Annotated in this window: 35 protein-coding genes; 33 read left to right on the plus strand and 2 right to left on the minus strand. The window is 62.6% G+C overall.

Going from position 1 to position 22,615, the window contains the following annotated elements:
• Positions 1–212 precede the first annotated feature (212 nt).
• The 28 genes from F8E02_RS05925 to cmk all read left to right on the plus strand — a co-directional run bounded on the left by F8E02_RS05925 (position 213) and on the right by cmk (position 16,186).
• Positions 213–617 carry a Tfx family DNA-binding protein gene (locus tag F8E02_RS05925; protein ID WP_317064563.1) on the plus strand — a complete coding sequence of 135 codons (405 nt, stop codon included), beginning with the start codon at positions 213–215 and terminating at the stop codon, positions 615–617.
• 829 nt (positions 618–1,446) lie between these two features.
• Positions 1,447–2,460 carry a 50S ribosomal protein L3 gene (locus F8E02_RS05930; RefSeq protein ID WP_317064564.1) on the plus strand — a complete coding sequence of 338 codons (1,014 nt, stop codon included), beginning with the start codon at positions 1,447–1,449 and terminating at the stop codon, positions 2,458–2,460.
• Between the two features lie 6 nt (positions 2,461–2,466).
• Complete coding sequence (rpl4p, locus tag F8E02_RS05935) at positions 2,467–3,222, plus strand: 50S ribosomal protein L4 (protein ID WP_317064565.1); 756 nt, start codon at positions 2,467–2,469, stop codon at positions 3,220–3,222.
• Entirely contained in the window at positions 3,219–3,467 is a 249-nt protein-coding gene (locus tag F8E02_RS05940) for a 50S ribosomal protein L23 (protein ID WP_317064566.1), read from the plus strand. Before rpl4p ends, F8E02_RS05940 begins: the two co-directional genes overlap by 4 nt.
• Positions 3,468–3,478: 11 nt before the next feature.
• The gene (locus F8E02_RS05945; RefSeq protein WP_317064567.1) at positions 3,479–4,198 is read left to right on the plus strand and encodes a 50S ribosomal protein L2; all 720 of its coding nucleotides are present in this window, start codon (positions 3,479–3,481) and stop codon (positions 4,196–4,198) included.
• Between the two features lie 10 nt (positions 4,199–4,208).
• Positions 4,209–4,622: a 30S ribosomal protein S19 gene (locus F8E02_RS05950; RefSeq protein WP_317064568.1), complete on the plus strand. Its 414-nt coding sequence runs from the start codon at positions 4,209–4,211 to the stop codon at positions 4,620–4,622.
• A 5-nt stretch (positions 4,623–4,627) separates the two neighbouring features.
• Entirely contained in the window at positions 4,628–5,089 is a 462-nt protein-coding gene (locus F8E02_RS05955) for a 50S ribosomal protein L22 (protein WP_317064569.1), read from the plus strand.
• Complete coding sequence (locus F8E02_RS05960; RefSeq protein ID WP_317064570.1) at positions 5,089–5,790, plus strand: 30S ribosomal protein S3; 702 nt, start codon at positions 5,089–5,091, stop codon at positions 5,788–5,790. Before F8E02_RS05955 ends, F8E02_RS05960 begins: the two co-directional genes overlap by 1 nt.
• Complete coding sequence (rpmC, locus tag F8E02_RS05965) at positions 5,791–5,994, plus strand: 50S ribosomal protein L29 (RefSeq protein ID WP_317064571.1); 204 nt, start codon at positions 5,791–5,793, stop codon at positions 5,992–5,994.
• Positions 5,991–6,263 carry a ribonuclease P protein component 1 gene (locus F8E02_RS05970; protein WP_317064572.1) on the plus strand — a complete coding sequence of 91 codons (273 nt, stop codon included), beginning with the start codon at positions 5,991–5,993 and terminating at the stop codon, positions 6,261–6,263. The genes rpmC and F8E02_RS05970 overlap by 4 nt, the downstream gene beginning before the upstream one ends.
• Positions 6,264–6,275: 12 nt before the next feature.
• Positions 6,276–6,602 carry a 30S ribosomal protein S17 gene (locus F8E02_RS05975; RefSeq protein WP_317064573.1) on the plus strand — a complete coding sequence of 109 codons (327 nt, stop codon included), beginning with the start codon at positions 6,276–6,278 and terminating at the stop codon, positions 6,600–6,602.
• On the plus strand, positions 6,599–6,997 hold the full coding sequence (gene rpl14p / locus F8E02_RS05980; protein ID WP_317064574.1) for a 50S ribosomal protein L14: 399 nt from the start codon (positions 6,599–6,601) through the stop codon (positions 6,995–6,997). Before F8E02_RS05975 ends, rpl14p begins: the two co-directional genes overlap by 4 nt.
• 14 nt (positions 6,998–7,011) lie before the next feature.
• Positions 7,012–7,377 carry a 50S ribosomal protein L24 gene (gene rplX / locus F8E02_RS05985; RefSeq protein ID WP_317064575.1) on the plus strand — a complete coding sequence of 122 codons (366 nt, stop codon included), beginning with the start codon at positions 7,012–7,014 and terminating at the stop codon, positions 7,375–7,377.
• Positions 7,377–8,102, plus strand: coding sequence for a 30S ribosomal protein S4e (locus F8E02_RS05990; RefSeq protein WP_317064576.1), 726 nt, complete (start codon positions 7,377–7,379; stop codon positions 8,100–8,102). The genes rplX and F8E02_RS05990 overlap by 1 nt, the downstream gene beginning before the upstream one ends.
• Complete coding sequence (locus F8E02_RS05995; protein ID WP_317064577.1) at positions 8,099–8,602, plus strand: 50S ribosomal protein L5; 504 nt, start codon at positions 8,099–8,101, stop codon at positions 8,600–8,602. The genes F8E02_RS05990 and F8E02_RS05995 overlap by 4 nt, the downstream gene beginning before the upstream one ends.
• A gap of 3 nt (positions 8,603–8,605) precedes the next feature.
• The gene (locus F8E02_RS06000; RefSeq protein WP_317064578.1) at positions 8,606–8,785 is read left to right on the plus strand and encodes a 30S ribosomal protein S14; all 180 of its coding nucleotides are present in this window, start codon (positions 8,606–8,608) and stop codon (positions 8,783–8,785) included.
• 12 nt (positions 8,786–8,797) lie between these two features.
• A complete protein-coding gene (locus F8E02_RS06005) occupies positions 8,798–9,190 on the plus strand; it encodes a 30S ribosomal protein S8 (RefSeq protein WP_317064579.1) in 393 nt (130 codons plus the stop codon).
• 14 nt (positions 9,191–9,204) lie between these two features.
• The gene (locus F8E02_RS06010; RefSeq protein ID WP_317064580.1) at positions 9,205–9,729 is read left to right on the plus strand and encodes a 50S ribosomal protein L6; all 525 of its coding nucleotides are present in this window, start codon (positions 9,205–9,207) and stop codon (positions 9,727–9,729) included.
• 5 nt (positions 9,730–9,734) lie between these two features.
• Complete coding sequence (locus F8E02_RS06015) at positions 9,735–10,166, plus strand: 50S ribosomal protein L32e (protein WP_317064581.1); 432 nt, start codon at positions 9,735–9,737, stop codon at positions 10,164–10,166.
• Positions 10,159–10,611: a 50S ribosomal protein L19e gene (locus F8E02_RS06020; protein WP_317064582.1), complete on the plus strand. Its 453-nt coding sequence runs from the start codon at positions 10,159–10,161 to the stop codon at positions 10,609–10,611. Before F8E02_RS06015 ends, F8E02_RS06020 begins: the two co-directional genes overlap by 8 nt.
• Positions 10,611–11,138 carry a 50S ribosomal protein L18 gene (locus tag F8E02_RS06025; protein WP_317064583.1) on the plus strand — a complete coding sequence of 176 codons (528 nt, stop codon included), beginning with the start codon at positions 10,611–10,613 and terminating at the stop codon, positions 11,136–11,138. Before F8E02_RS06020 ends, F8E02_RS06025 begins: the two co-directional genes overlap by 1 nt.
• A 1-nt stretch (position 11,139) precedes the next feature.
• A complete protein-coding gene (locus F8E02_RS06030; protein ID WP_317064584.1) occupies positions 11,140–11,757 on the plus strand; it encodes a 30S ribosomal protein S5 in 618 nt (205 codons plus the stop codon).
• Positions 11,758–12,219: a 50S ribosomal protein L30 gene (locus F8E02_RS06035; RefSeq protein WP_317064585.1), complete on the plus strand. Its 462-nt coding sequence runs from the start codon at positions 11,758–11,760 to the stop codon at positions 12,217–12,219.
• Positions 12,220–12,224: 5 nt separating this feature from the next.
• Positions 12,225–12,650 carry an uL15m family ribosomal protein gene (locus tag F8E02_RS06040; RefSeq protein ID WP_317064586.1) on the plus strand — a complete coding sequence of 142 codons (426 nt, stop codon included), beginning with the start codon at positions 12,225–12,227 and terminating at the stop codon, positions 12,648–12,650.
• Between the two features lie 22 nt (positions 12,651–12,672).
• Positions 12,673–14,106, plus strand: coding sequence for a preprotein translocase subunit SecY (gene secY / locus F8E02_RS06045; protein ID WP_317064587.1), 1,434 nt, complete (start codon positions 12,673–12,675; stop codon positions 14,104–14,106).
• Between the two features lie 335 nt (positions 14,107–14,441).
• Positions 14,442–15,017 (plus strand): adenylate kinase, encoded by a 576-nt coding sequence (locus F8E02_RS06050; RefSeq protein ID WP_317064588.1) that lies wholly within the window; start codon positions 14,442–14,444, stop codon positions 15,015–15,017.
• Between the two features lie 6 nt (positions 15,018–15,023).
• Positions 15,024–15,644, plus strand: a complete 621-nt coding sequence (locus F8E02_RS06055; protein WP_317064589.1) for a DUF106 domain-containing protein — start codon at positions 15,024–15,026, stop codon at positions 15,642–15,644.
• Positions 15,644–16,186: a (d)CMP kinase gene (cmk, locus tag F8E02_RS06060; protein ID WP_317064590.1), complete on the plus strand. Its 543-nt coding sequence runs from the start codon at positions 15,644–15,646 to the stop codon at positions 16,184–16,186. Before F8E02_RS06055 ends, cmk begins: the two co-directional genes overlap by 1 nt.
• On the opposite strand, the gene F8E02_RS06065 is transcribed toward cmk, so the two are convergent.
• Both F8E02_RS06065 and F8E02_RS06070 read right to left on the minus strand, forming a co-directional pair.
• The gene (locus F8E02_RS06065; protein ID WP_317064591.1) at positions 16,183–16,827 is read right to left on the minus strand and encodes a V-type ATP synthase subunit D; all 645 of its coding nucleotides are present in this window, start codon (positions 16,825–16,827) and stop codon (positions 16,183–16,185) included. The genes cmk and F8E02_RS06065 overlap by 4 nt on opposite strands.
• Before the next feature lie 10 nt (positions 16,828–16,837).
• Complete coding sequence (locus F8E02_RS06070) at positions 16,838–17,977, minus strand: V-type ATP synthase subunit C (RefSeq protein ID WP_317064592.1); 1,140 nt, start codon at positions 17,975–17,977, stop codon at positions 16,838–16,840.
• Between F8E02_RS06070 and F8E02_RS06075 the strand changes: the two genes are divergently transcribed.
• The 5 genes from F8E02_RS06075 to F8E02_RS06095 all read left to right on the plus strand — a co-directional run bounded on the left by F8E02_RS06075 (position 17,931) and on the right by F8E02_RS06095 (position 22,575).
• A complete protein-coding gene (locus F8E02_RS06075) occupies positions 17,931–19,079 on the plus strand; it encodes a histone deacetylase family protein (protein ID WP_317064593.1) in 1,149 nt (382 codons plus the stop codon). The two genes, F8E02_RS06070 and F8E02_RS06075, sit on opposite strands and share 47 nt — an antisense overlap.
• A 264-nt stretch (positions 19,080–19,343) precedes the next feature.
• Positions 19,344–19,907 (plus strand): tryptophan transporter, encoded by a 564-nt coding sequence (locus F8E02_RS06080; RefSeq protein ID WP_317064594.1) that lies wholly within the window; start codon positions 19,344–19,346, stop codon positions 19,905–19,907.
• Entirely contained in the window at positions 19,897–21,432 is a 1,536-nt protein-coding gene (locus F8E02_RS06085) for an ABC transporter ATP-binding protein (RefSeq protein ID WP_317064595.1), read from the plus strand. Before F8E02_RS06080 ends, F8E02_RS06085 begins: the two co-directional genes overlap by 11 nt.
• Complete coding sequence (locus F8E02_RS06090; RefSeq protein WP_317064596.1) at positions 21,363–22,148, plus strand: energy-coupling factor transporter transmembrane component T family protein; 786 nt, start codon at positions 21,363–21,365, stop codon at positions 22,146–22,148. The genes F8E02_RS06085 and F8E02_RS06090 overlap by 70 nt, the downstream gene beginning before the upstream one ends.
• A gap of 7 nt (positions 22,149–22,155) precedes the next feature.
• A complete protein-coding gene (locus tag F8E02_RS06095; RefSeq protein WP_317064597.1) occupies positions 22,156–22,575 on the plus strand; it encodes a hypothetical protein in 420 nt (139 codons plus the stop codon).
• Positions 22,576–22,615: the final 40 nt, after the last annotated feature.

Raw genomic sequence — 22,615 nt, forward strand, 5'->3', positions numbered from 1 at the left:
GGGCGCGCGGTGCCTCGGCGCTTGCAGGGGTGGCTGCCGGCGGGTCCGGGGGATGGCAATCCTCTCCGTATCTCTCCTGCAGCGGTATATTGGCGCTCCGGTTCTGGATACGCTGCGAGTGTCCAGGGGGGTTCCGGACTTCCCTTCCGAAAGGTCTGCCCGGGAGGGAGTTAAGGAAAAGTGTTTAAATTTCGGCCGTCAATATATGGGTGATGAAACAAGGTCTGCTTACCGACCGCCAGAAGGAAGTGCTGCGCTACCGGAAGAAAGGGCTGACACAGCAACAGATCGCAGAGATCATCCATACCTCAAAGGCAAACGTCTGCACCATTGAGAAGGCCGCTCTTGAGAATATCTCGCGTGCACGCGAGACGCTCGAGTTCCTCTACACGCTCGATGCCGTCCACCTCTGCACCCTCCAGGGCGGCCTTGACCTGCTCAAAGCTCCCGATATGATCTACAGTGAAGCCGAGAAGATGGGGCTGAAGGTCAAATACGACACGATAACGCTCATTAACAGGCTCAGGGACACGAATCCCGACCGCTTCAGGGGCAGGCAGGTCCGCGAGAACGTCGAGATCTACATCAACGAGGACGGCGACCTGTACTTCGGGTGACGGGGTCATCGAGCGCGCGCCCGCGCGGATATCGGGCCGGTGGGCGCGTGGCCTGGAGGCGGACCTCCTCCGGCCGCTCAACATGAAACGGGGCATAGAAGGCCCTTCGTTCATCCTTGCGGTCTATCCCGCCGCAGAACCGGTGCCGCACCTGCAGCAGGCACTCTCCCTCCAGAATCCCCGGGGAATCATATAACAAGATTTATATCTCATTTTTTGCAATGTTTAAGAAACCGCTCTGTACTCCTCTGCCCGGATCCGGGAGTCTTCAGGCACGTCTCGTGCCTCTGATTCCCGTAATCTCTCCGGTTCCGCAAAAATCGCGGATCGGAGACATGCGGCGGGGGGGCACGGGTAAAAGCGGGTACCAGACAGAGTGAAGGCCGAACCCTCCTCACGGAGGGCCGATGTCGATACGGAGTTGTGCTCGTCACAACGGGATGACAGGAGCTGGATCTGATCGAGACGCTGGGCCAACGCCAGTGCAGCGCGCCCGGTTTCGGGAGTTCTCTCCCCGGAAGCGTCAAAGAGTCAGGATCTATTGGCGACGACTGGAATGAACCCGGATTGCACTCCGGGCCGGTAGCGGGTGGAGCAATTGGAGAAGACGACGGGAGACCGTTCTATTCCCCTATCCCCCGCTGCCTCCATCAACTGTTTCCCTTACGCCATGCCTTTCCGGCGTGGCGTTCGATATCCCGCCCCTTACGGGTTCGCCAGAATGACCGATCGTGCCGGCATGTCCGGCATGGGTTCGGTGCGTACACCGTTCTGCAGCAGGCTGCAGTCGACGTATCAGACTACAATGCACGAAAGGGTTGATTGAAACATGGCGAACATTCACAGGCCACGCAGAGGATCTCTTGCGTACAGCCCGAGAACGCGGGCAAAAAGCCCGATCCCCCGCTACGGCTCATGGCCGGACTACGCGGGAGCCCCGGCTGTGCAGGGATTTGCCGGGTACAAAGTGGGGATGACCCACGTCATCATGGTGGACGACCGCAAGAGCAGTCCCACCGAAGGCAGAGACGTGATGGTGCCGGTGACCGTGGTTGAGGTCCCGCCCATGAGAGTGGCGGGCGTGCGCGCATACAGCGAGGACACCTACGGGAAGCACGCGCTGACCGAGGCTTGGACGACCGACCTCGACGAGGAGTTGTCCCGCCGCATCAACGTCCCGAAGAACCACGACACCAGCGCGGCTATTCTCGCTATCCGGGACGCTATCGGCGCCGGCAAGGTAGCAGAACTCTACGCTCTGACCTACACCCGGCCCGCAGAGCTCACCGGTGTCCCGAAGAAGGTCCCCGACCTGATGGAGATGCGGATCGCCGGCGGAAGCCTCGATGAGCAGATCGCGTACGCAGAGGGAATCCTCGGCAAAGAGATCGAACTCACCGGGAACCTCGAGGTCGGCGAGTACGTCGACGTGACCGCGGTCACTACCGGTAAGGGCACCCAGGGCCCCGTCAAGCGCTGGGGTGTCCAGGTCCGGAAGCGGAAACACTCCCGCGGCGGCAAAAAGCGTCACATCGGCACCCTCGGTCCGTGGAATCCTCACCACATCAGGTGGCAGGTCCCCCAGATGGGCCAGATGGGCTACCAGCAGCGCACTGAGTTCAACAAGCGCATCTTGAAGATCGGCACGAACGGCGACGACGTCACGCCGGCAGGCGGTTTCCTCCACTACGGCCTTGTGCGCGGTCCTTACGTGCTGATCAAGGGCTCCGTTCCCGGCCCGAACAAGCGGCTGATCCGGATCCGTCCCGCAATTCGGCAGGGTGAACAAACCGTCCGCGCGCCGACGATCAACTTCGTCAGCACGCAGAGCATGCAGGGGTGAGCAGCGATGAAGGCACAGGTTCGAACACTGACAGGTGAGGTCGCTCACGAGATCGATCTCCCGGAAATCTTTACGGAAGAATACAGACCCGACCTGATTAAGCGGGCAGTCCTCGCGCTCCAGAGCACCCGGTTCCAGCCGCACGGGACCGACCCCTACGCCGGCATCCGCACCTCGGCAGAGTCCTGGGGTAGCGGGCGCGGTGTCGCTCAGGTTCCCCGTCTGAAGAACGGCAGCAGGGTGGCCCGGGTGCCCCAGGCAACCGGCGGGCGTGCAGCGCACCCCCCGAAGGTCGAGAAGGTCCTCGTCAAGGAGATCAACCGCAAGGAGAAGAGGAAGGCTTTCCGCTCTGCCGTTGCAGCCAGCACGTCTGCCGAACTCATCCAGGGACGCGGGCACCTCTACGAGGTCGCAGGCAGCCTCCCGCTGGTCTTTGAGGACCGGTTCGAGGGGGTCACCCGGACGGGCGACGTTATCGCGGCACTCACGGCTCTCGGAGTCTATGCCGACGTCGAGCGGGCGAAGGACAGCAAGAAGGTCCGTGCAGGACGCGGAACCATGCGTGGCCGCCGCTACAAGCAGCGCAAGAGCGTCCTCATCGTCACCGGGAACGAGCCGCTCCGGGCAGCCCGGAACCTCGCCGGCGTCGATGCCGTCGCGGTCGACCAGCTGAACACCGAACTGCTCGCACCCGGCACACAGGCAGGACGCCTGACGGTCTGGACGGAGTCTGCAATCAGGAGGCTGGAGGAGCTCTCATGATACTGAAATACCCGTTCGTTACTGAGAAGGCAACGATGATGCTCGAGGGCGAGAACAAACTCCAGTTCATCGTCACGAGAGACGCCACGAAGCATGACGTCAAGCGTGAACTCGAGTCCCTCTTCGATCAGGAAGTGGCCGAGGTCCGGACCATGATGACCATGAAGGGCGAGAAGAAGGCCATTGTAAAGTTTGCGGACGCGAAAGCGGCTGAAGAGATCCTCAGCCGGCTGGGAATAATGTAAGGTGAGTGACGATGGCACACCGAATTATAGCACAGAGCCGCGGTAAGGGCGGCCCGTCTTACCGTGCACCGTCGCACCGGTATAAGGCCGAACTGAAGCACCTGGGAACGAACACCGTTCTGGTCTCCGGGAAAGTCGTGGATATCGAGCACGATCCCGCTCGCCACGCGCCGATCGCCCTCGTCAAGCTCGAGAGCGGCGAGAAGGTCTACATGCTCGCCACCGAAGGTCTCGGTATCGGCGAGCAGATCTCCTGGGGGCCCGGCGGTGCCGTGAAGAACGGCAACACCCTGCCGCTCCGGGAGGTTCCGGTCGGTGTATACGTCTGCAACGTCGAAGCCAGGCCAAACGACGGCGGCAAGTTCGTCCGCTCGAGCGGCGTCCAGGCCCTTGTCATCGGCAAGGCAGACGACGGCAGAGTCGGCATCAGGATGCCCAGCGGCAAGAACAAGTGGTTCAACGGTGTCTGTATGGCAACCGTCGGTATCGTTGCCGGCGGCGGACGGGGCGAAAAACCGTTCGTCAAGGCAGGAAAGAAGGCTTTCCACGTCAGGTCCTCCGCCGAGCGGTGGCCCCGCGTCAAGGGTGTCTGCATGAACGTCATCGACCACCCGTTCGGCGGCGGTGGCCACCAGCACTGCGGACGGCCGAAGACCGTATCCCACGGCACGTCCCCAGGGCGAAAGGTCGGACATATTGCCGCCCGGAGAACCGGTAAGTGGAAGAAGTGAGGGGTGAAGCATGGCAAAGAAGACACAGAAGCGAATGCCGCGGCGGCGCGAGGAGTTCACCTATCATGGCTACTCCGTCGAGGATCTGCAGCAGATGGCTCTCTCCGAGCTGCTGCCGCTCATGCCTGCCCGGGCACGCAGGAAATTTGACCGCGGCCTCTCCCGGGAGCACGAGAAACTCCTCGCTGACGTCCGGTCGGGAGGCGACAACATCCGCACCCATCTCCGCGACATGATCATCATGCCCGAGATGGTGGGGAAGACGATCGAGATCCACACTGGAAAAGAGTTCCAGAAGGTCGAGATCCAGCCCGAGGCAGTCTTCCACTACCTCGGTGAATTTGCACTGACCCGCAGGAGGGTCTCCCACGGAAGCGCCGGTATCGGTGCGACCCGGTCGAGTAAGTACGTACCGCTGAAGTGATGGCTATGGCACGAACAGAGTATTCAGCAAAAATTGAGGGCGAGAACGTCGCTCGCGCAAAAGCGAACGAGCTTCCCGTCTCTCCCAAGCACTCGATCGAGATTGCCAGATTCATCCGGAACAAGACCACCGTCGAGGCAAAGGCATACCTCAACGACGTGGTGGCGCTCAAGAAGGCCATCCCCTTCAAGCGGTTCAACCGGAACGTCGCCCACAAGCGCGGCCTTCAGAAGTGGCCTGCAGGCCGGTACCCGGTCAAGGCTGCCGAGGCCTACATCAGGCTCCTCGACTCCGTCGAGAAGAACGCCGAGTACATCGGCCTTGACGCTGGAAAGCTCCGGATCGATCACGTCGCCGCAAACGCCGGCCGTGGCCTTAAGGCGTTCTTCCCGCGTGCGATGGGTCGCGCCACCCCGAAACGCAGGGAGACCGTGAACATCGAGATCGTTGTGAGTGAGGTGGCGTAATGGCAATTGAGAAGAAATTTATCACTGACGGTGTGCGCAAGGTCTGCGTCGAGAAGTACCTCACGAAGGAACTCAAGCGGGCAGGCTACGGCGGCATGGATATGACCCGGACGCCGCTCGGCACCCAGGTGACCATCTTTGCCGAGAAGCCCGGCATCGTTATCGGAAAGGGTGGCAAGCAGGTCCGGCAGCTGACGCAGGACCTCGCCACCACCTACGATATCGAGTCTCCCCAGGTGGAAGTCCAGCAGGTTCAGAACCCCAACTTCAACGCCCAGATCATGGCCGAGCGGCTGGCGAACGCTCTCGAACGCGGCTGGTACTTCCGGAAGGCCGGATCGAGTACGATCCGCCGTGTGATGGACTCCGGCGCTCTCGGCTGCGAGGTTATCGTCGCCGGGAAGCTGACCGGCGCCCGGGCCCGGACCCAGAAGTTCACCGAGGGGTATGTCAAGCACTCCGGCGAGCCCAGCGAGACGATCGTCGAGAAGGGCTACGCGATCGCGATCAAGAAACTCGGCACCATCGGTGTCCAGGTCAAGATCGTCCCGCCGGATGCGAAGCTGCCCGACACCTTCGAGGTCCTCAAACCCGAGCCGAAGAAGGCTCCGGCCGAGATTCCGGAGCCTGAAGAGGTCGGCGAGGAGTTCGAGGAAGTTCTCGAGGAGAACGCCCGTGCTGAGTATGCGGAGGAGAGATAAATGGCAATCTTTCGCGCAAAGGAAGTGAAGCAGCTCTCCGATACCGAACTCATGGAGCAGGAGCAGAAACTCTCCCTCGAACTGATCCAGGAGCGGGGGAAAGTCAGCGCCGGCGGTGCCACCGAGAACCCCGGAAGGATCCGCGAGGTCAGGAGAACGATCGCGCGCATCCAGACCGAGAAGAACGCACGGAGGAACGCATGATCTCTCCCCAGAACGTCCTGAGGCACGAGTTGATCGGCCTGGACGTTCTGGTCGCCCGCGCGAGCAACCCGGGTCATGTCGGGGTGTCGGGTCGCATCGTCGATGAGACCAAGAACACCCTGGTCATCGTGACCGGGCTGGGAGAGAAGCGGATACCGAAACGGTTCAGCGTGTTCCGCCTCCGGCTTCCGGACGGCACAACCGTCGATGTCGATGGTTCGAGTCTGGAGACACAGCCGGAACGGCGGATCAACATGCGCATCAGATAAGTGAGGATGAATATGGCACGAAACATTGGGTTGGACGTCCCCATTCCGGAGACGGAGTGTAAGGACGCAAATTGTCCGTTTCACGGCACTTTGCCAGTACACGGCCAGGTGATTACCGGCAAAGTCGTGAGCGACCGTATGAACGGTTCCGTCGTCGTGGAGCGGGAATACCTCCACTACGTCAAGAAGTACAAGCGATACGAGAAGCGCCGGTCCCGGTACCACGCCCACAGCACCCCTTGCCTCAACGCGAGCACGGGTGATGTGGTCAAGATCGCGGAGTGCCGCCCGCTCTCGAAGACGAAGAGTTTTGTGGTGGTTGAGGTGATGAAGGAATGAAGGCGATGCAGGCGACCATTCCGCGGGCTCTTGCCACCGGCTCCCGGATGGTCTGCTCCGACAACACCGGTGCACGGCTTGTCGAGATCCTCTCGGTCGACGGCTACCACGGTGTCAGGCGCCGGCAGCCCTGCATGGGCGTCGGCGACATCGCGACCGTGAGCGTCAAGAAGGGCACCCCCGACATGCGGAGGAAGCTCGAGAAGGCTGTGGTCATCCGACAGAAGAAGGAGATCCGCCGCCCGAACGGCATCCGGCTCTCGTTCGAGGACAACGCCATGGTGCTCATCAACGAGCGCGGCGAACCGAAAGGAACCGAGATCAAGGGCGCTGTCCCCCGTGAGATCGCGGAACGCTATCCCAAGATCGCCTCCATGGCGACGATCATCGTGTAAGGTGTGGTGAAGCAATGGTACGCATAGCAAGCAAACAGCCGAGAAAACAGCGTAAGGCACGTTACAACGCGCCGAACCACACCCGGGGTCACTTCATCTCCGCACCGCTCTCCCCCGAACTCCGCGGGAAGTACAATGTCCGGAGGACCCGCGTGGTCAAGGGCGACACCGTGAAGGTGCTCCGCGGAGACTTCAGCGGTGACGAAGGCATCGTCGATGCAGTGGACATGAAGATGTGCCGGCTGATCGTGCACGGTGTGATGGTGACGAAGGCCGACGGGACCGAGGTCCCAAGACCGGTCGACCCCTCGAACGTGCTGATCACGAAGCTCAACCTGAAAGACAAACTCCGTGAGGAGAGACTTGGAGGCGGAGCGTAATGTCAAATCACCTCAAGCGGCTGGTAGCGCCAGGATCCTGGCATATCCCGAAGAAAGTACAGAAATTCGTCATGAAGACCGCCCCCGGTCCTCACAACGCCGGCGCTCTGCCGGTCGGTGTCTGGCTCCGTGAGCACATCAAGGTCGCAGAGAACGCGAGCGAGGTCAGAAAGATCCTGCACCAGCGTGACGTCATCGTCAACGGCCGGGCCTGCAGGAACCCGCAGATGGGCCTCGGGGTCTTCGATATCGTCTCGATCCCGAAGATCGGAAAGCACTACCGCATACAGCTCGACAAGCGGGGCAACCTGGTTGCCGTCGAGATCTCCGCGGACTCCGCGAAGACCCGGCTCTGCAAGGTCCGGAACAAGACCACGATCCGGGGCGGCAAGGTGCAGCTGAATCTCATGTTCGGCGCAAACATCCTCGCCGACAACACCTACAAAGCAAAGGACTCCATCGTCGTGACCCTCGGGGAGGGCGAAGACCGGTTCCGGATCGTCGACCACTTCCCCTTCGCGGAGGGCAACGTCGCCATGATCGTCGGCGGCAAGCACTCCGGGAAGGTCGGCAGGATCGTCGAGATCATCAGGACCGCAAGTTCCGTCCCGAACCGTGCGATCCTCATGGACGAGTCTGCAGGCGAGCGCTTCGAGACCATCGAAGATTACGTCTTCATGGTCGGCCGCTCCGCGATTGCACCTGAACTGGAGGCTTCGGCATGACCGCAATGCAGGAGATCTACATCGACAAGGTCGTCGTCCACATGGGCGTCGGCGAGAGCGGTGAGCGTCTGGTCAATGCCGAGGAACTTGTGCGGAAGATCACCGGCCAGAAGCCGATCCGCACCATCGCAAAGCGGACCCAGCCGGCGTTCGGTATCCGGAAGGGCGCACCCATCGGGTGCAAGGTCACCCTGCGCCGGGAGAAGGCCGAGGAGTTCATCGGGACCGCACTCAATATCATCGAGCGGCGGCTCGCGCTCTCCCAGTTCGACCGGACCGGCAACGTCGCCTTCGGTATCGAGGAGCACACCGACTTCCCGGGTATGTCCTACGACCCGGCGATCGGTATCTACGGCATGGACGTCAACGTGGTGCTCGAGTACAAGGGTGTACGGATCGCACGCAGGAGCGTCGAGCGCAGGAAAATGCCGGCGGACCAGAGAGTGACTAAAGAGGATGCTATCGCGTTCATGCGCGAGCGCTACCAGGTGGAGGTGTAAAGCATGGCAGACGAGTCAGGAGCACCTTCTTCGGGCCAGAGCACAAAGAAATTCGGCCGCGGCGCGAACGAATGCCGCATCTGCAGCAGGAAGCAGGGCCTTGTCCGGAAATACGGCATCTATTTCTGCCGTCAGTGCTTCCGCGAGTGGGCAGGAAAGATGGGCTTCAAGAAGATGAACTAGGGGTTAACGAATATGGCACGACTGAATCCAATCGCTGACGCGATGAGCACGATCAAGAACGCCGGGGACGCCGGAAAGAGCGAGGTTATTGTAGAGCCCGCCAGCAAGCTCCTCGGCGCAATGCTCCGCGTCATGCAGGAAAACGGCTTTATCGGCGGCTTCGAGTTCATCGACGACGGCCGTGGCGGCCAGTTCCGGGTCCAGCTCTCCGGAACGATCAATAAGTGTGGCGCCATCACCCCCCGGTTCGCGGTGGCGATGGACGACATGGAATACTGGGAGTCGCAGTACCTCCCCGCAAAGAACTTCGGGATCCTTATCGTCTCGACCTCGAAGGGAGTCATCTCCCATGCCGAGGCCAGGAACGAAGGCATCGGCGGGCAGCTGCTGGGATACGTCTACTAAAGGAGGGAGAGAGCATGGGAATTACACGAAGAGTCGAGATCCCTCCCGGTGTGGACGCAAAGCTCGAAGGCACCGTACTCACGATCACCGGGCCGAAAGGCACGCTGGTCCGTGACATGCGCTTCCCGCAGATCAATGTCGCTATCGAGGACGGCGAGATCGTCGTCTCCACGGCATCGGACAAGAAGCGGATCCTCGCCATGAGCGGCACGCTCGAGGCCCTCTCCAAGGGCATGGTCCGGGGTGTCGTCGAGGGATACGAGTACCACATGAAGGTGGTTTACAGCCACTTCCCGATCCAGATCAAGCAGCAGGGCAACCGCCTTGAGATCAACAACTTCCTCGGCGAGAAACAGCCGCGGGTAGCAAAGATCCTTGAGGGCGTCACCGTCAAGGTCGGGAACGACGAGGTGACTCTCACCGGTATCGACAGAGAGAAGGTGGGCAACACGGCCGCGAACATCGAGCATGCGACGAGGATCACCAAGCGTGACCCCCGGGTGTTCCAGGACGGCATCTACATCACCGAGAGGGCGTGAAAGCAATGGATAACACAAGAAGACTGATCCGCGTCCGTGCCCGGCACAACAAGCCTGCCTTCAAGAGGCGGGGACTGCACCGCAAGTCAAGACTCGAGGATGTCTGGAGACGTCCGCGCGGTCTGCACAACAAGCAGAGGCGGCAGTTCAAAGCGAAGGGCGCTCTTCCCCGGCCGGGATACGGGAGCCCCGCTGCAATCCGCGGCATGCACCCGAGCGGCTACGAGGAAGTCCGGGTCTTTACACCTGCAGAACTTGCGGGACTGAACCCGGAGGTCCAGGCAGTCCGGATCGGCGGATCCGTAGGCAACAGGAAGCGTGGAGAGATCCAGACCCGGGCCATGGAACTCGGGCTCAAGGTGCTGAACGCAAAGGACCTCACCCGTGCGGTTGAGGCGCCTGTAAAGACCGAGGAAGAGGTGAGCGAGGATGAGTGATCTCGCCAGCCAGAAGCGAATCGCAGCCGCCATTCTCAAGTGCGGTGTCAACCGTGTCTGGTTCGATCCCGAGCGCCAGGCCGATATCGAGGCGGCCATCTCGAGGAACGACCTGCGCGAGCTCGTCACTGAGGGTGCGATCAAGGCGCACCCCGTCAAGGGAAACAGCCGCGGCAGAGCCCGTGTGCGGATAGCAAAGCGCTCCTACGGCCACCGGAAAGGCCAGGGGCGGAGGAAAGGTGCCGCTGGAGCACGCGGGTCCAGCAAGCGGGCATGGATACGCAAGATCCGGGCGCAGCGCCGCGTTCTGCGCGAGATGCGCGCCGACGGCAGCATTGACCGGAGCCTTTACCGCGTGATGTATCGCAGGGCTTCCGGCGGCCAGTTCCGGAGCGTGTCGCACCTCACGTCTCATATGGATACAACGGCAGGGAGGATGAGATAATGGCAACCGGCCCACGATACTTCGTGCCGTTCAGGAGAAGGCACGAGGGCAAGACTGACTACTACAAGCGGATGTCGCTCCTGTCATCGGGAAGACCGAGGATGGTCGTACGGAAGACGAACCGGCAGATCATCGTCCAGCTGGTCGTCGCCGAGATTGAGGGAGACCGCACCCTGGTGGCCGCGTACTCGGCTGATCTTGCCGACTACGGTTACGAGGGATCGACCTCCAGCACCCCGGCCGCTTACCTGACCGGGATGCTGTTTGCGGTCAAGGCGTTGAACGCAGGATACGACGAAGGTATCCTGGACATCGGCCTCGCCCGGGCGAAACCCGGAGCGCGTGTCTTTGCAGCCCTCAAGGGCGCAGTGGACGGCGGCCTCGATGTCCCCTACGGCGAGTCGATCCTCCCCGATGAGGACCGGCTCAAGGGTGCCCACATCGCCGGGTATGCGCCCGAGCGGGCAGGCAACCTTGTGGCGAATGTAGAGGCTGTGGCTCTGGCCATCAAGAAGGAGCTGGTGTGACATGGCATACGTACAGGAAGAATGGATTCCGCTCACCGGTCTCGGGCGCATGGTCGCCGCAGGCGAGATCACCAGTATCGACGAGGTGCTCGCAAGCGGCAGGCCGATCAAGGAGCCCCAGATCGTTGATCTCCTCCTGCCCGACCTGGAGGACGAGGTGCTGGACATCAATATGGTCCAGCGTATGACGGACTCGGGTCGCCGTGTGAAGTTCCGCACCGTCGTGGTAGTCGGCAACCGGAACGGCTACGTCGGGTTCGGCCAGGGGAAGGATGCCCAGGTCGGCAACGCGATCCAGAAGGCAATAGCAGACGCGAAAGTGAACCTCATCAAGGTCTCGCGGGGATGCGGGAGCTGGGAGTGCGGTTGCGAGACCGGCCACTCGATCCCGATCGAAGTGACCGGAAAGGCAGGCAGCGTCCGGGTGACGCTGAAGCCCGCGCCGCAGGGGATCGGTCTTGTGACCGGGGATATTCCGAAGAAGGTCCTGCAGCTTGCAGGGATCAAGGATGTCTGGGCCCTCAACAAGGGACAGACCCGGACGACCATCAACTACGCCAAGGCGACCTTTGAGGCGCTCAAGCAGACGAATCTCGTCAGGATTGGGGGGACGGAGTAAATGTACGCAGTAGTGCAGGTGCGCGGCGTGGTCAACACCAACCGCGAGATCAAGGATACCCTCAAGATGCTCCGTCTGCACCACATCAACCACTGCGTCCTCGTGCCCGATACCCCCGCGTATCTGGGCATGATCCGCAAGGTGAAGGATTTCGTGGCGTACGGCGAGGTGGATGCAGATACTCTGGCCACCCTCCTGCGCACCCGTGGCAGACTCACCGGTGACGAGCGGCTGACCGACGACTATGTTCGGGCACACACTCCGTACACTGGAATCGACGAATTCGCCGAAGCGCTCTGCAAAGGTGAGACCAGCCTTCGGGATCTGACTGAGATCAAGCCGGTGCTGAGACTGCACCCTCCGCGAAAGGGCTATAAAACCATCAAGCGAACCTTTCAGCAGAGCGGGGCTCTCGGCTACTATGGTCCTGAGATCAACGATCTCCTCTACAAGATGAGGTGAGACTGATGCCCGTAAACAAGCGATCAAAATACAGAGGTTCACGGACCTGTGGCGGCGGTACGCACAAGAACCGGCGTGGCGCCGGCAACAGGGGTGGACGGGGTAGAGCCGGGCAGCGGGATCACCGCTTCTCCCACTTCTACCTCAAGGGTGAGATATCCAACGGCAAGCACGGTTTCGTCAGCAAGACCTCCGTGCCGGTATCCGCCCTCGATGTCGGGGAACTGGACCAGATTGTCGAGGTGCTGCTCCGTGAGGGGCTTGCAACTCAGGAGGGTGACCTCATCACCCTCGACGCCACCGAACTCGGCATCGATAAGGTGCTCGGCGGCGGACAAGTCACCCACAAAATGAGTATCTCCGCCCGGGAGTTCTCGGAACGAGCCCGGGCAAAGATAGAGGAGATGGGCGGTCAGGCAACGACCGCTTAATCTTCTTTTTTCAGGTGAAACCATGGGAGATCTGCTGGATAGATTTGAACCCATCCTTGCAGCGATGCCTGCAGTCCGAAGTCCGGAGGGGCACGTCCACTTCAAGAACAAAATCACGTGGACGCTTGCGATTCTCCTCCTCTACTTCACATTGACCAACATCGATATCTTTGGACTCTCTGCGCAGTCGCAGGATATCTTTGGAATGTACCGTGCCCTGCTTGCCGGTGCGAGCGGTTCGCTCCTGCATCTCGGTATCGGGCCGATCGTCACCGCGTCGATCGTGCTGCAGCTGCTCAAGGGCGCCGGAATCCTGCAGATCGACACCAGTGAAGCACGTGGTCAGGTCATGTACATGGGCCTGCAGAAACTGCTCATCTTCGTGATGATCGTCGTCGAGGGACTCCCCATGGTCGCGAGCGGGCTGATGATGCCCGACCCGTCGATAGCCATGCAGTTCTTCGGCGGGAATATGCTCGTGGTCTCGCTCCTGATCTTCCTCCAGATCTGCCTTGGCGGGTTGCTGGTGGTATTCATGGACGAGGTCGTCACGAAGTGGGGCATCGGATCGGGCGTGGGGCTCTTCATCGTTGCAGGAGTCTCCCAGGGTCTGGTGAACGGTTTCCTGAACTGGCAGACCGGCACCGATCCGTTCCCGATCGGGTTCTTCCCGCGGCTGTTCGCGATAGCGACGTCGGGGGCGAACTTCCTCGAGTACTTCGGCACGGACATGCTCGCTCTCATCACGACGCTGGTCATCTTCATGGTCGTCGTCTACGTGGAGTCGACGCGTGTCGAGATCCCGCTCGCGCACACCGCTGTGCGCGGTGCGCGTGCGCGGTTCCCGGTCAAGCTCATCTATGCGAGCGTTCTGCCGATGATCCTCGTCCGGGTGCTGCAGGCGAACATCCAGATGATCGGTATGTTCCTCTCGAACGCCGGGATCACGATCTTCGGCGAGTTCCAGGGGCAGACACCGGTCAACGGCCTGATGTGGTTCATCGCGCCGATCAACCAGCCGCAGGACTGGATGTGGTGGCTCTCCGATCTCGGGCACGCCCCCTGGGAGATCCTCATCCGGATGGGCATCGATATCACCGTCATGGTCGCCGGAGGTGCAATCTTCGCACTCTTCTGGGTCAAGACCGCAGGCCTCGACTCAAAAGACGTGGCCCGGCAGATCCAGAGGAGCGGGATGCACATCCCCGGCTACCGCCGGAGCGAGCAGGTGCTTGAGAAGTACCTCGACCGCTACATCCCGCGGGTGACCGTCATCGGCGGTGCGTTCATCGGGATCCTCTCGGTCGTGGCGAACCTGTTCGGTGTCATCGGCGCGGTCGGAGGGACCGGTCTGCTGCTTGCGGTGAGTATCACCTACCGCCTCTACGAGGAGGTCGCAAGCCAGCAGATCATGGAGATGTATCCGTTCATGCGGACGTTCTTTGGGAGAGAATGAGTCCGGAGGCCCCGCAGATGCGGGGCCGGAGGAGTCATTCTTGGAGAAAAAGGTGCATCAGCACCTTTTTCGACCGGGAGTGAGTCCGGAGGAGTCATTCTCGGAGAAGCGGCGCATCGGCGCTCGCTCCGACCGGGAGTGAGTCCGAAGGGGTCGTTCAGTAAGTCCGAAATTCCCCCCGGACCTCCTCCTTTCCTGCAGCGACGTCTGCAGAGCCGTTTTTCGTCCGGCCGGTCGTTATGCCCGTCCGGACTCCGGGGTGATTCCGAAAGGCATTACTCTTTCAGGCACGGATTTATTTTACAGCGAATGATATCCTAACAGGAGTGATTGAGTTGGGAAAGAAAGTTGTCGTGACGGGAGTTCCCGGTGTCGGGAAGACCACCGTTATCAATGGTGCGATGGAGAGACTGGCGGCCGAGGGTATCGCCTATGAAGCCATCAACTACGGGACGTTCATGTTTGACGTAGCACAGCAGGAGAACCTGGCCTCGAACCGCGACGAGATGCGCAAACTCGGCAAAGACGTCCAGAAGCGCCTCCAGAAGGCGGCGGCATCGGGGATCGCGGCGAAGAGTGCCGATGCGAACGTTATCATCGATACCCACAGCAGCGTCAAGACTCCGACGGGGTTCCTCGCGGGGCTGCCCGAATGGGTCCTCCGCGAACTGATGCCCGACATCGTCGTGCTGGTGGAGACCGACGCGGACCAGATCCTGATGCGCCGGCTCGGCGACGATTCGAGAGTCCGCGACATGGAAGGCGCCCGGGCGATCGCCGAGCACCAGGAGTTCAACCGCGCGATTGCCGCGGCGTATGCCATGTACACCGGCTGCACCATCAAGATCGTCCGAAACGAGAACTTCCTGCTTGAGAAGGGCATCGAAGATCTCGTGAGCGTATTGAGGTAACCCTGCATGGTTGACCTGAAGAAGCACGGCCCGACGATCGCCCTTGTCTTCACGATGCTCGTGATGCTCTCATACAGCGTCGAAGCGATCCGGGTGACGGTCGGCCACGGGATGGACGTAGTGCTCGGTCCCTTCATAGATACGTTCGGAGTGCCGTTTTTCGTCATGATCCTGATCCTCTCGAGCGTTACGGGCCTGTATTCGTCGCTGGTCCAGAAGTATACCATCGACTACGAGAAGATGCAGGATACCCAGGCGAAGATGCGGGAGTTCCAGAAGGAGTTCCGGGAAGCCCAGCTCTCCGGGGATGAGAAACGGATCAAGAAACTCCAGGGGAAGCAGGAACGGATGATGCAGGACCAGCTTGACATCTCCAAACAACAGTTCACCCCGATGGCGATCATCCTGGTGCTGTCCGTACCGATCTTCTTCTGGCTCCTCCTGCGGCTCCCGCCGCTCGGGGCGGAGATCGCGATCACGACCGGTATCGTGATGCCCTTCATCGGGGTTATCGGCCTCACCGACTTTGCGATCTGGATCGTCCCGGCCTGGATCCTCTGGTACATGCTCTGCTCGCTGACGATCAGCCAGGTGATCCGGAAATCCCTCAACATCGGAGGGATCTGATGCGGATCACCATCAGCGGCCCGCCGGGGAGCGGCACCACGTCTCTTGCCCGGCACCTGACCACCCGGTATGGGCTCGACCTCATCTCCGCAGGAGAGGTCTTCCGCCAGCTCGCCCGGGAGCACGGTATGGACCTCGCCGAGTTCGGCAGGTTCGCAGAGAGCGACCCTTCGGTCGATCGGATGATCGATGCCCGGCAGAAGGAGATCGGCGAGCGTTCGGAGAACATTATCGTCGAGGGCAGGCTGTCGGGCCGGATGGTCGAGAACGCCGATCTCCGGATCTGGCTCACCGCGTCGATCGCGTGCCGGGCAAAGCGGATCGCCGGCCGCGACGAGATGGACGAGGAGGGCGCCCTGGTCTACACCGAGAACCGGCAGCGCTCGGAAGCCACCCGCTACCTGAACTACTACGGGATCGAGATCGGCGACCTCTCGCACTACGACCTCGTCCTCTCCTCAGAGACCTTCGGCGTGGACGCTCTCGCCACGATCGTCGATACCGCGATTGCATGCCTCAAACGGCAGAAGGAGAGCCTTTAACGGCTCCCCGGCCTCATCGCTTTTAATTTTTTGATGCGCCGGAGCCGCACCAGTTCCTGTCGCTCCATCTCGTCTCGCCGGTCCTCGATGAGCCGGCGCAGGTCCTTCAGTTCCGGAATGACCTTGAGTTCCAGCGCGTTCACTCTCCGCCGGGTCCGCTCGATATCGTTGAGCAGGTGCTTGATCCCGCCTTCGAGTTCGGCGGTTTTGATGATCTCGGAGAGGAGATCCTCATAGGCATCGGCGGCATCGTCGATGACCGAAGAGGTCCCGACGACGCTGTAGCCCCGCTGGTCGAGCGTCTTCTTCACCATGGACGGCTTCAGGTCCGGCAGCTGCACCCCGAAGGCGTTCCGGTATCCTGCCGTGTAGGTCGGGACGGTCTCCACCGAGAGCGCTGCAAGGAGCACCCCGGTCGCTCCCTCCATCATGGCGGCGACGGCAGCCATCTCCCGGGCTCCGGCATACTTCTCCTCGAGTTCCCTCCGCTGCACGGCGACCTGCCCGGTGAGCCGGATGAGTTCGAGCATCATCCCGTCGAGCCTCATCGCGAGAAGGCGGTGTATCCGCTCTGCAAGTGCCAACCGCTGCCTGACGACCAGGAGGCCGGACCGGGTGGGTTTGATGCTCTCGACCGACATATCGCTCGACCTACAGGACGATGTACTGCCAGATCCGTTCGGATGGCAGACCGAATGCTTTTCCCCGTGCGATTGCCCGCAGGTTGAAGACCTCGTACTTCTTCCGCTCCAGGTACGTAAGGACCGGCAGGACCGAGAACGGGTGGCGCCGGGACTGGGCCTCCATCTGGTGGAGCCTGATACGGGTGACCGCCACCTCGATCTCGTGAACCGGCCGCCGGTGCTGGTGCCATCGCTGCCAGACCAGCTCTGCGGCGTCCTCACCGGAGAAGCCCGGGTCCTGCCGGAGGTCGCGGACCGCACGGGCGAGGACCGGGACGATATCGGTCTTTAAGAACGTGCTGATGAACTCCCCCTCCGTCTCGATGCCGTAGAGCCTCCGGAAGAGGGTGATGGGGATGTAGCCGCCCGGGATCATGGTCCGGTCGACGACCGTGATGTCGCAGGCCTCCTCTGCGCAGTGGAGCCGGATGAGGTTCTTCATGTTGGTGCTATCGATCTCGAACCGGAGGTAAGCGTTCAGCTCCTGGCACCCGCTGCACCCGGATCTTGTGGGACCGAGCAGTTTTGCATAATACTGGCGGTAGAGTTCGGTCTCTATCCGGGCAAAGACTCCCTTCTCCCCGCAGACCCGGTAGTACTCCGCAAGGGTCGGGTAAAACCGCCAGCCCTGGAGGGCCTCGAGAACGTCTTCGCAGGTCGAGAGGCCCAGCAGGCGGTCGAGGAGCGTGCCGTCGACCTCACCCGCGGGTATGAGGAGGTCGCGGACCTGTTGCCGCGGGATGTCGTGAACCGTGCTCCGCAGGACCGCCATGACGTTTGCGATGTCCCACCGGGCGAGGTACTCCGCGGTCAGGAGGTGCAGGTCTCCCGGCGCGATCGCGAGGGCGTGCGAGAACGACCGCGCCAGACTCCGGTTCACCGCCTCCTCGATGAGCTGGGCACCCGTGAAGTCGTGCGCGAGGTCTGCGATCTCCTGCGCGTACTCCTCTCGCCGGGCGAGGTGGTTGACGATGCCGGGTATGCTCAGCTGCATGAGCCGCAGGTACTCTTCACGGGGAAGGAGAGCGGTCTTCCGGACCCGGAACCGGGTGCAGGCATAGATGCAGGAGGGGGAGGTCACGCCGGGCAGCGCCATGCAGACTTCCATGAGCATCTTCCCCCATAAATGCATGGACGCGGCGACCCTGTATGGGACGGGGTTGCCGCTCCGGAACAAAGTTCATATCCGGGTGCCGACAACCCACCCCCCGATCGCGATGTCGTACTCGATCGTGACGGGGGATCTCTTCGCCGGCCACGACGCTCCCGGCCACCCTGAGTCCCAGGCCCGCCTCGATGCGGCCCTTGCCGGGGTGCCGGCCGGTGCCCGCCGCATGGCCCCGGAGCAGGCGACGCCCACCGACCTCGCACGGGTGCATACGCACCGGCATATCGAGAGTATCCGTTCGCTCTGCAGGGAGTGCCCCCCGGGCCGGGTCCGGTACCTCGACCCGGACACCTACGTCACCCGGCAGTCGTTCGACGCTGCCCTCTACGCCGCGGGGGGCGCGATCCTGGCGGTGGAACGGGCGCTCGAGGGCGAGCACTCGTTCGCGCTGGTCCGCCCGCCGGGGCACCATGCCGAGCCCGACCGGGCGATGGGCTTCTGCCTCTTCAACAATGCGGCCGTCGCGGCGGCGAGAGCGCTTCGTGAGGTCGACCGGGTGGCGATCCTCGACTGGGACCTCCACCACGGCAACGGGACAGAGAAGGCGTTCTACACCTCGGACCGGGTGCTCTACTGCTCGGTCCACGAGGCGGGGCTCTTCCCCCGGACCGGGCGGCCGGACGAGCGGGGTGCCGGACCCGGCACGGGGTATACCATCAACGCCCCGCTCGAAGCGGGCTCGACCGGTGCCGACTACGCCCTGATCTTCTCGGAGGTCTTCATCCCGGCGCTCCGGCGGTTTGAGCCGGACCTCGTGGTGGTCTCGGCCGGCCAGGACGCGCTCTTCGACGACCCGCTCGGCTTGATCCTCCTCCACCCGGAAGACTTCGGGGTCCTGACCGGGATGCTCGCGGATGCAGGCAGAGCATCTCTCGCCCTCGTCCTCGAGGGAGGCTACGGGCGGTCGCACGCGGAGGCCGTTGCGGCCATATGCGCGGCTCTCGGCGGCGCGCGCTTCATGCCCGGAGGCAGCAGACCAAAAGAGAGCGCCAGGCTGCTCGTCGAGGCGTATGCCGGCGCGGGGCTGACCGTTTCTGCCTGAGGGGATCGGGTTCGTCGTCTCATGGAGGGACCGGGAAGTTTCACGACGGCGGCGGCGACCTCTCTCCCGTGAGTATCTATATATACAAATATGTACTATTTTGTACAACGATGTTTGTGATCTCGTTCGGGCTCTCCGCCCGACTCATCACCTCCGGGGGACCCGCCCGCCCCCTCTCGCAGCCACGTTGGCGTCTGTGCCGACCGTCATAGTCCCCGGATCCGAACCGTTTGTCGAACACAATACCATACATAAAACGATACCATGAAATCGAGAGATATTGCAATCGTCGGCATACTCCTTGCCGTAGGGGCCATCATCAGGTACATGTCACTCCTGATCCCCGGCCCGATCGTATCGAACCTCGTGATCGCCTTCTATAGCCTCGCCATCATCCTGGTCGTGCCCACGTTCCGCGAAGCGATCGGGATCGGCGTTGTGGCGGGCATCATCTGTGCTCTCCTCAGCCACTCGATCTTCCCGCCCGCAAACCTCATCAGCGAGCCCATCGGGGCGGTCGTCGCCCTCGCGGTCTACCTGGTGATCAGGGAGCGCTTCGCGCTTGCCCCGGCGGTGACGGTGCTCGTTGCCACCCTCGCGAGCGGGTTCTCCTTCATCCTCATCGCACTCCTCGCGGTGGCCCCGACAGTCCTCGACAAGTTCGGGACCCTCGAGGCGTTCCTCGCGGTGACCGTGCCGATCGTCCTGATCACGGCGGCGGTCAACGCGGTCGTCGGGCAGGTGCTCATGGTGCCGGCATCAAGGGCGCTGATGCGGGGCACGCGGCAGGCAGCTCCGCGGGGTGCGGGGAAGGTTGATGAATCTTAAGACCGGCGGGGAGAGCGTCCTCTCCCTTCGAGGCGTCTCCTACACCTACCCCGGTTCCGACTCTCCGGCCTTCGAAGGGGTTAGCCTCGACCTCCGGAGAGGAGAGATCGTCTTCGTCACCGGCCCTACCGGGGCGGGGAAGACGACCCTCTGCCTTGCCGCGTCCGGCATCCTCCACCACGAGTACGGCGGCACGCTCGAGGGCGCGATCACGATTCTCGGGAAAGACGTCCGGGATTACCAGAGCATGGCCGGGATCGGGAAGCACGTCGGGGTGGTCTTCGACGACGCCGACGCCCAGCTCATCTTCTCCACCGTCGAGGAGGAGGTGGCCTCGGGGCTTGAGAATCTCGGAATTCCCCGGGCGGAGATGCAGCAGAGGCTCCGCCACGTGATGGAGTCGACCGGGATCGCCGACCTTGCACAGAGGGCGCCGCACACCCTCTCCGGGGGCCAGAAACAGCGTGTCGCCATCGCGGCAACCCTTGCCCTGGGCACAGAGATCCTGATCCTCGACGAGCCGACCGCCGAACTGGACACGGATGCGACCGACGCGATCTCCGCCCTCCTGCGGCGGCTCGCGGACGAGGGCACGGCCGTGCTCATCGTCGAGCAGAAGTTCGATATGCTTGCCGCCATCGCGGACCGGATGGTCCTGATCGAGGACGGCAGGATCGTGCAGGAAGGCTCGCCCGACGAGGTGATGGGGAGCGGCTCCGTGCAGTCCCCGTCAGGCGCCGCCCGGAGGCACCCCGCCCCGGCAGCGGCCCTTCCGGAAGGAGGGGCACCGCCCATCATCTCCATCCGGGGGCTCGTTCACCGCTACGACGGGGTGACGGCTCTCGCCGGTCTCGACCTTGAGATCGTCCCCGCCGAGATCGTGGCCGTGGTCGGGGAGAACGGGTCCGGGAAGACGACGCTCATCAAACACTTCAACGGGCTGCTCCGGCCCACCGAAGGCAGCGTCACCGTCGACGGGCTCGATGCGGCGACGGTCCCGATCGCGGAACTCGCGCGCCACGTGGGCCTGGTCTTCCAGAACCCGGACACCATGCTCTTCGCCGAGACCGTGGAGGAAGAGGTGGCGTTCGGCCTCAGGAACATCGACCCGGAGAGCACGGGGGAGCCGATCGAGGCAGCCCTTCGCGAGGTCGGCCTCATCCACCGGAAGGCCGTCTACCCGCGGTCGCTCTCACGGGGCGAACGGCAACGCCTGGCCATCGCCTGCGTCATCGCGATGAAGCCGGGGGTGATCGTCCTTGACGAGCCCACGACGGGACTCGACGCCCGCGAGGCGGCACGGGTCATGGAGACCCTCGGCCGCCTGCGCCGGGAAGGCCACACCATCGTCATGGTGACGCACGACATGCGTCTTGGAGAGGAATACGCCGACCGCATCGTCAGGATGGAGCAGGGAAGCATCGTCGGCGACGAGAGAATATCCGAGGAGGAACCATGCCCGAAATTATGCAGTACGTCATCAGGGAGAGCGCCTTTCACCGCCTCCACCCGATCACCAAACTGATCTTTGCCGTCGTCGTCGTGGCCCTTGCGGTGCTGACGAGCGATACCGCGATGCTCGCGGTCCTTGTCGGAGCGGTGGTGGCCGTAGCGGCGGCTGGGGGGCTCGTCCGCGATCTCCTCCGCCAGGTGCCCCTGCTCCTCTCGCTTGCGGCAAGCCTGCTCGCCCTCACCGTCCTCACCATCCAGAGCGGGGATATCGTCTTCTACCTGGTCCCGCTCTCGGTCCCGGTCGTCGGCGGGGCCTTCCCGGTCACGACGGGGGCGATCGACCTTGCGGCAGCGATGTCGCTCCGGTTCGCGGCGATGCTCTTTGCCTTCCAGCTCTTCGTGATCTCGACCCAGCCGCGCGACCTCGTCCACCTCATGGACCGCCTCCGGATGCCCGTCGATTATACGCTGATGCTCCTGATTGCGCTCCGGTTCATCCCGAGCCTGCAGCTCGAAGGGAAACGGATCCACGAGGCGCAGCTCGCCCGCGCCTACAACCCGGGCAAGGGCCTCACGGGCAGGGTCCGCGGCCTCTTCCCGATCATCATCCCCCTGGTCTCGAACTCGCTCGGAAAAGCCACGGTCCTCGGCCTGACGATCGATCTCCGGGGATACCGCTCCGGCAGGCGGACGCCCATGCAGGACCGCGTCCTCGGCAGGGGCGATGTTGCCGGGATCTGCTGCATGGGCCTCGTGGTCGCAGGGTATTTGGCCGTGCTGCTCGTATAAGCCTGGTATGTGTGCGGACGGGCCCGGGGCCACCATCGTTCCATCTTCGTTCGAGTTCTATATCGGCGGGAGCGTCGGGCCGTCGCTCTACGTCAGGCTCGCGGACGGCCGTCTCCTTTATGAGCACGCGAGCGCCGGTGGCTACTCTGGCGTGGTGACGGAGGCGTCGCCGGCACCTGAGGAGTGGGCAAGGTTCATGGAGGCCGTCGATCGGCTCGCCGTCCTTACGTGGGAGGCGGAGTATGTCTCCGCGCACTCCTGCTGCGACGTCACCTACTGGTATCTCCGGATGGAGACGGGCGGGCGCGGCGTGGTCGCGCGGGGTGCAAACGCCTATCCGGGCTCTGCCGGTCCGGAAGTCTCATCGCAGTTCCGCGAGTTCCGCGCGGCGGTGGAACGGTTGATCGGACGCGGCTCCGGTTTCTAAACTCCAGGAGACCGCGCGGATCGTCTGTCTGCCGCACCGC

Source organism: Methanoculleus caldifontis, from assembly GCF_032842345.1.
Classification (GTDB): Archaea; Halobacteriota; Methanomicrobia; order Methanomicrobiales; family Methanoculleaceae; genus Methanoculleus; species Methanoculleus caldifontis.

Coding starts and splice junctions, on each gene's coding strand:
- F8E02_RS05925 (WP_317064563.1), top strand. CDS start 213: ATGAAACAAGGTCTGCTTACCGACCGCCAGAAGGAAGTGCTGCGCTAC.
- F8E02_RS05930 (WP_317064564.1), top strand. CDS start 1,447: ATGGCGAACATTCACAGGCCACGCAGAGGATCTCTTGCGTACAGCCCG.
- rpl4p (WP_317064565.1), top strand. CDS start 2,467: ATGAAGGCACAGGTTCGAACACTGACAGGTGAGGTCGCTCACGAGATC.
- F8E02_RS05940 (WP_317064566.1), top strand. CDS start 3,219: ATGATACTGAAATACCCGTTCGTTACTGAGAAGGCAACGATGATGCTC.
- F8E02_RS05945 (WP_317064567.1), top strand. CDS start 3,479: ATGGCACACCGAATTATAGCACAGAGCCGCGGTAAGGGCGGCCCGTCT.
- F8E02_RS05950 (WP_317064568.1), top strand. CDS start 4,209: ATGGCAAAGAAGACACAGAAGCGAATGCCGCGGCGGCGCGAGGAGTTC.
- F8E02_RS05955 (WP_317064569.1), top strand. CDS start 4,628: ATGGCACGAACAGAGTATTCAGCAAAAATTGAGGGCGAGAACGTCGCT.
- F8E02_RS05960 (WP_317064570.1), top strand. CDS start 5,089: ATGGCAATTGAGAAGAAATTTATCACTGACGGTGTGCGCAAGGTCTGC.
- rpmC (WP_317064571.1), top strand. CDS start 5,791: ATGGCAATCTTTCGCGCAAAGGAAGTGAAGCAGCTCTCCGATACCGAA.
- F8E02_RS05970 (WP_317064572.1), top strand. CDS start 5,991: ATGATCTCTCCCCAGAACGTCCTGAGGCACGAGTTGATCGGCCTGGAC.
- F8E02_RS05975 (WP_317064573.1), top strand. CDS start 6,276: ATGGCACGAAACATTGGGTTGGACGTCCCCATTCCGGAGACGGAGTGT.
- rpl14p (WP_317064574.1), top strand. CDS start 6,599: ATGAAGGCGATGCAGGCGACCATTCCGCGGGCTCTTGCCACCGGCTCC.
- rplX (WP_317064575.1), top strand. CDS start 7,012: ATGGTACGCATAGCAAGCAAACAGCCGAGAAAACAGCGTAAGGCACGT.
- F8E02_RS05990 (WP_317064576.1), top strand. CDS start 7,377: ATGTCAAATCACCTCAAGCGGCTGGTAGCGCCAGGATCCTGGCATATC.
- F8E02_RS05995 (WP_317064577.1), top strand. CDS start 8,099: ATGACCGCAATGCAGGAGATCTACATCGACAAGGTCGTCGTCCACATG.
- F8E02_RS06000 (WP_317064578.1), top strand. CDS start 8,606: ATGGCAGACGAGTCAGGAGCACCTTCTTCGGGCCAGAGCACAAAGAAA.
- F8E02_RS06005 (WP_317064579.1), top strand. CDS start 8,798: ATGGCACGACTGAATCCAATCGCTGACGCGATGAGCACGATCAAGAAC.
- F8E02_RS06010 (WP_317064580.1), top strand. CDS start 9,205: ATGGGAATTACACGAAGAGTCGAGATCCCTCCCGGTGTGGACGCAAAG.
- F8E02_RS06015 (WP_317064581.1), top strand. CDS start 9,735: ATGGATAACACAAGAAGACTGATCCGCGTCCGTGCCCGGCACAACAAG.
- F8E02_RS06020 (WP_317064582.1), top strand. CDS start 10,159: ATGAGTGATCTCGCCAGCCAGAAGCGAATCGCAGCCGCCATTCTCAAG.
- F8E02_RS06025 (WP_317064583.1), top strand. CDS start 10,611: ATGGCAACCGGCCCACGATACTTCGTGCCGTTCAGGAGAAGGCACGAG.
- F8E02_RS06030 (WP_317064584.1), top strand. CDS start 11,140: ATGGCATACGTACAGGAAGAATGGATTCCGCTCACCGGTCTCGGGCGC.
- F8E02_RS06035 (WP_317064585.1), top strand. CDS start 11,758: ATGTACGCAGTAGTGCAGGTGCGCGGCGTGGTCAACACCAACCGCGAG.
- F8E02_RS06040 (WP_317064586.1), top strand. CDS start 12,225: ATGCCCGTAAACAAGCGATCAAAATACAGAGGTTCACGGACCTGTGGC.
- secY (WP_317064587.1), top strand. CDS start 12,673: ATGGGAGATCTGCTGGATAGATTTGAACCCATCCTTGCAGCGATGCCT.
- F8E02_RS06055 (WP_317064589.1), top strand. CDS start 15,024: ATGGTTGACCTGAAGAAGCACGGCCCGACGATCGCCCTTGTCTTCACG.
- cmk (WP_317064590.1), top strand. CDS start 15,644: ATGCGGATCACCATCAGCGGCCCGCCGGGGAGCGGCACCACGTCTCTT.
- F8E02_RS06065 (WP_317064591.1), bottom strand. CDS start 16,827: ATGTCGGTCGAGAGCATCAAACCCACCCGGTCCGGCCTCCTGGTCGTC.
- F8E02_RS06075 (WP_317064593.1), top strand. CDS start 17,931: ATGCAGGAGGGGGAGGTCACGCCGGGCAGCGCCATGCAGACTTCCATG.
- F8E02_RS06070 (WP_317064592.1), bottom strand. CDS start 17,977: ATGGAAGTCTGCATGGCGCTGCCCGGCGTGACCTCCCCCTCCTGCATC.
- F8E02_RS06080 (WP_317064594.1), top strand. CDS start 19,344: ATGAAATCGAGAGATATTGCAATCGTCGGCATACTCCTTGCCGTAGGG.
- F8E02_RS06085 (WP_317064595.1), top strand. CDS start 19,897: ATGAATCTTAAGACCGGCGGGGAGAGCGTCCTCTCCCTTCGAGGCGTC.
- F8E02_RS06090 (WP_317064596.1), top strand. CDS start 21,363: ATGCCCGAAATTATGCAGTACGTCATCAGGGAGAGCGCCTTTCACCGC.
- F8E02_RS06095 (WP_317064597.1), top strand. CDS start 22,156: ATGTGTGCGGACGGGCCCGGGGCCACCATCGTTCCATCTTCGTTCGAG.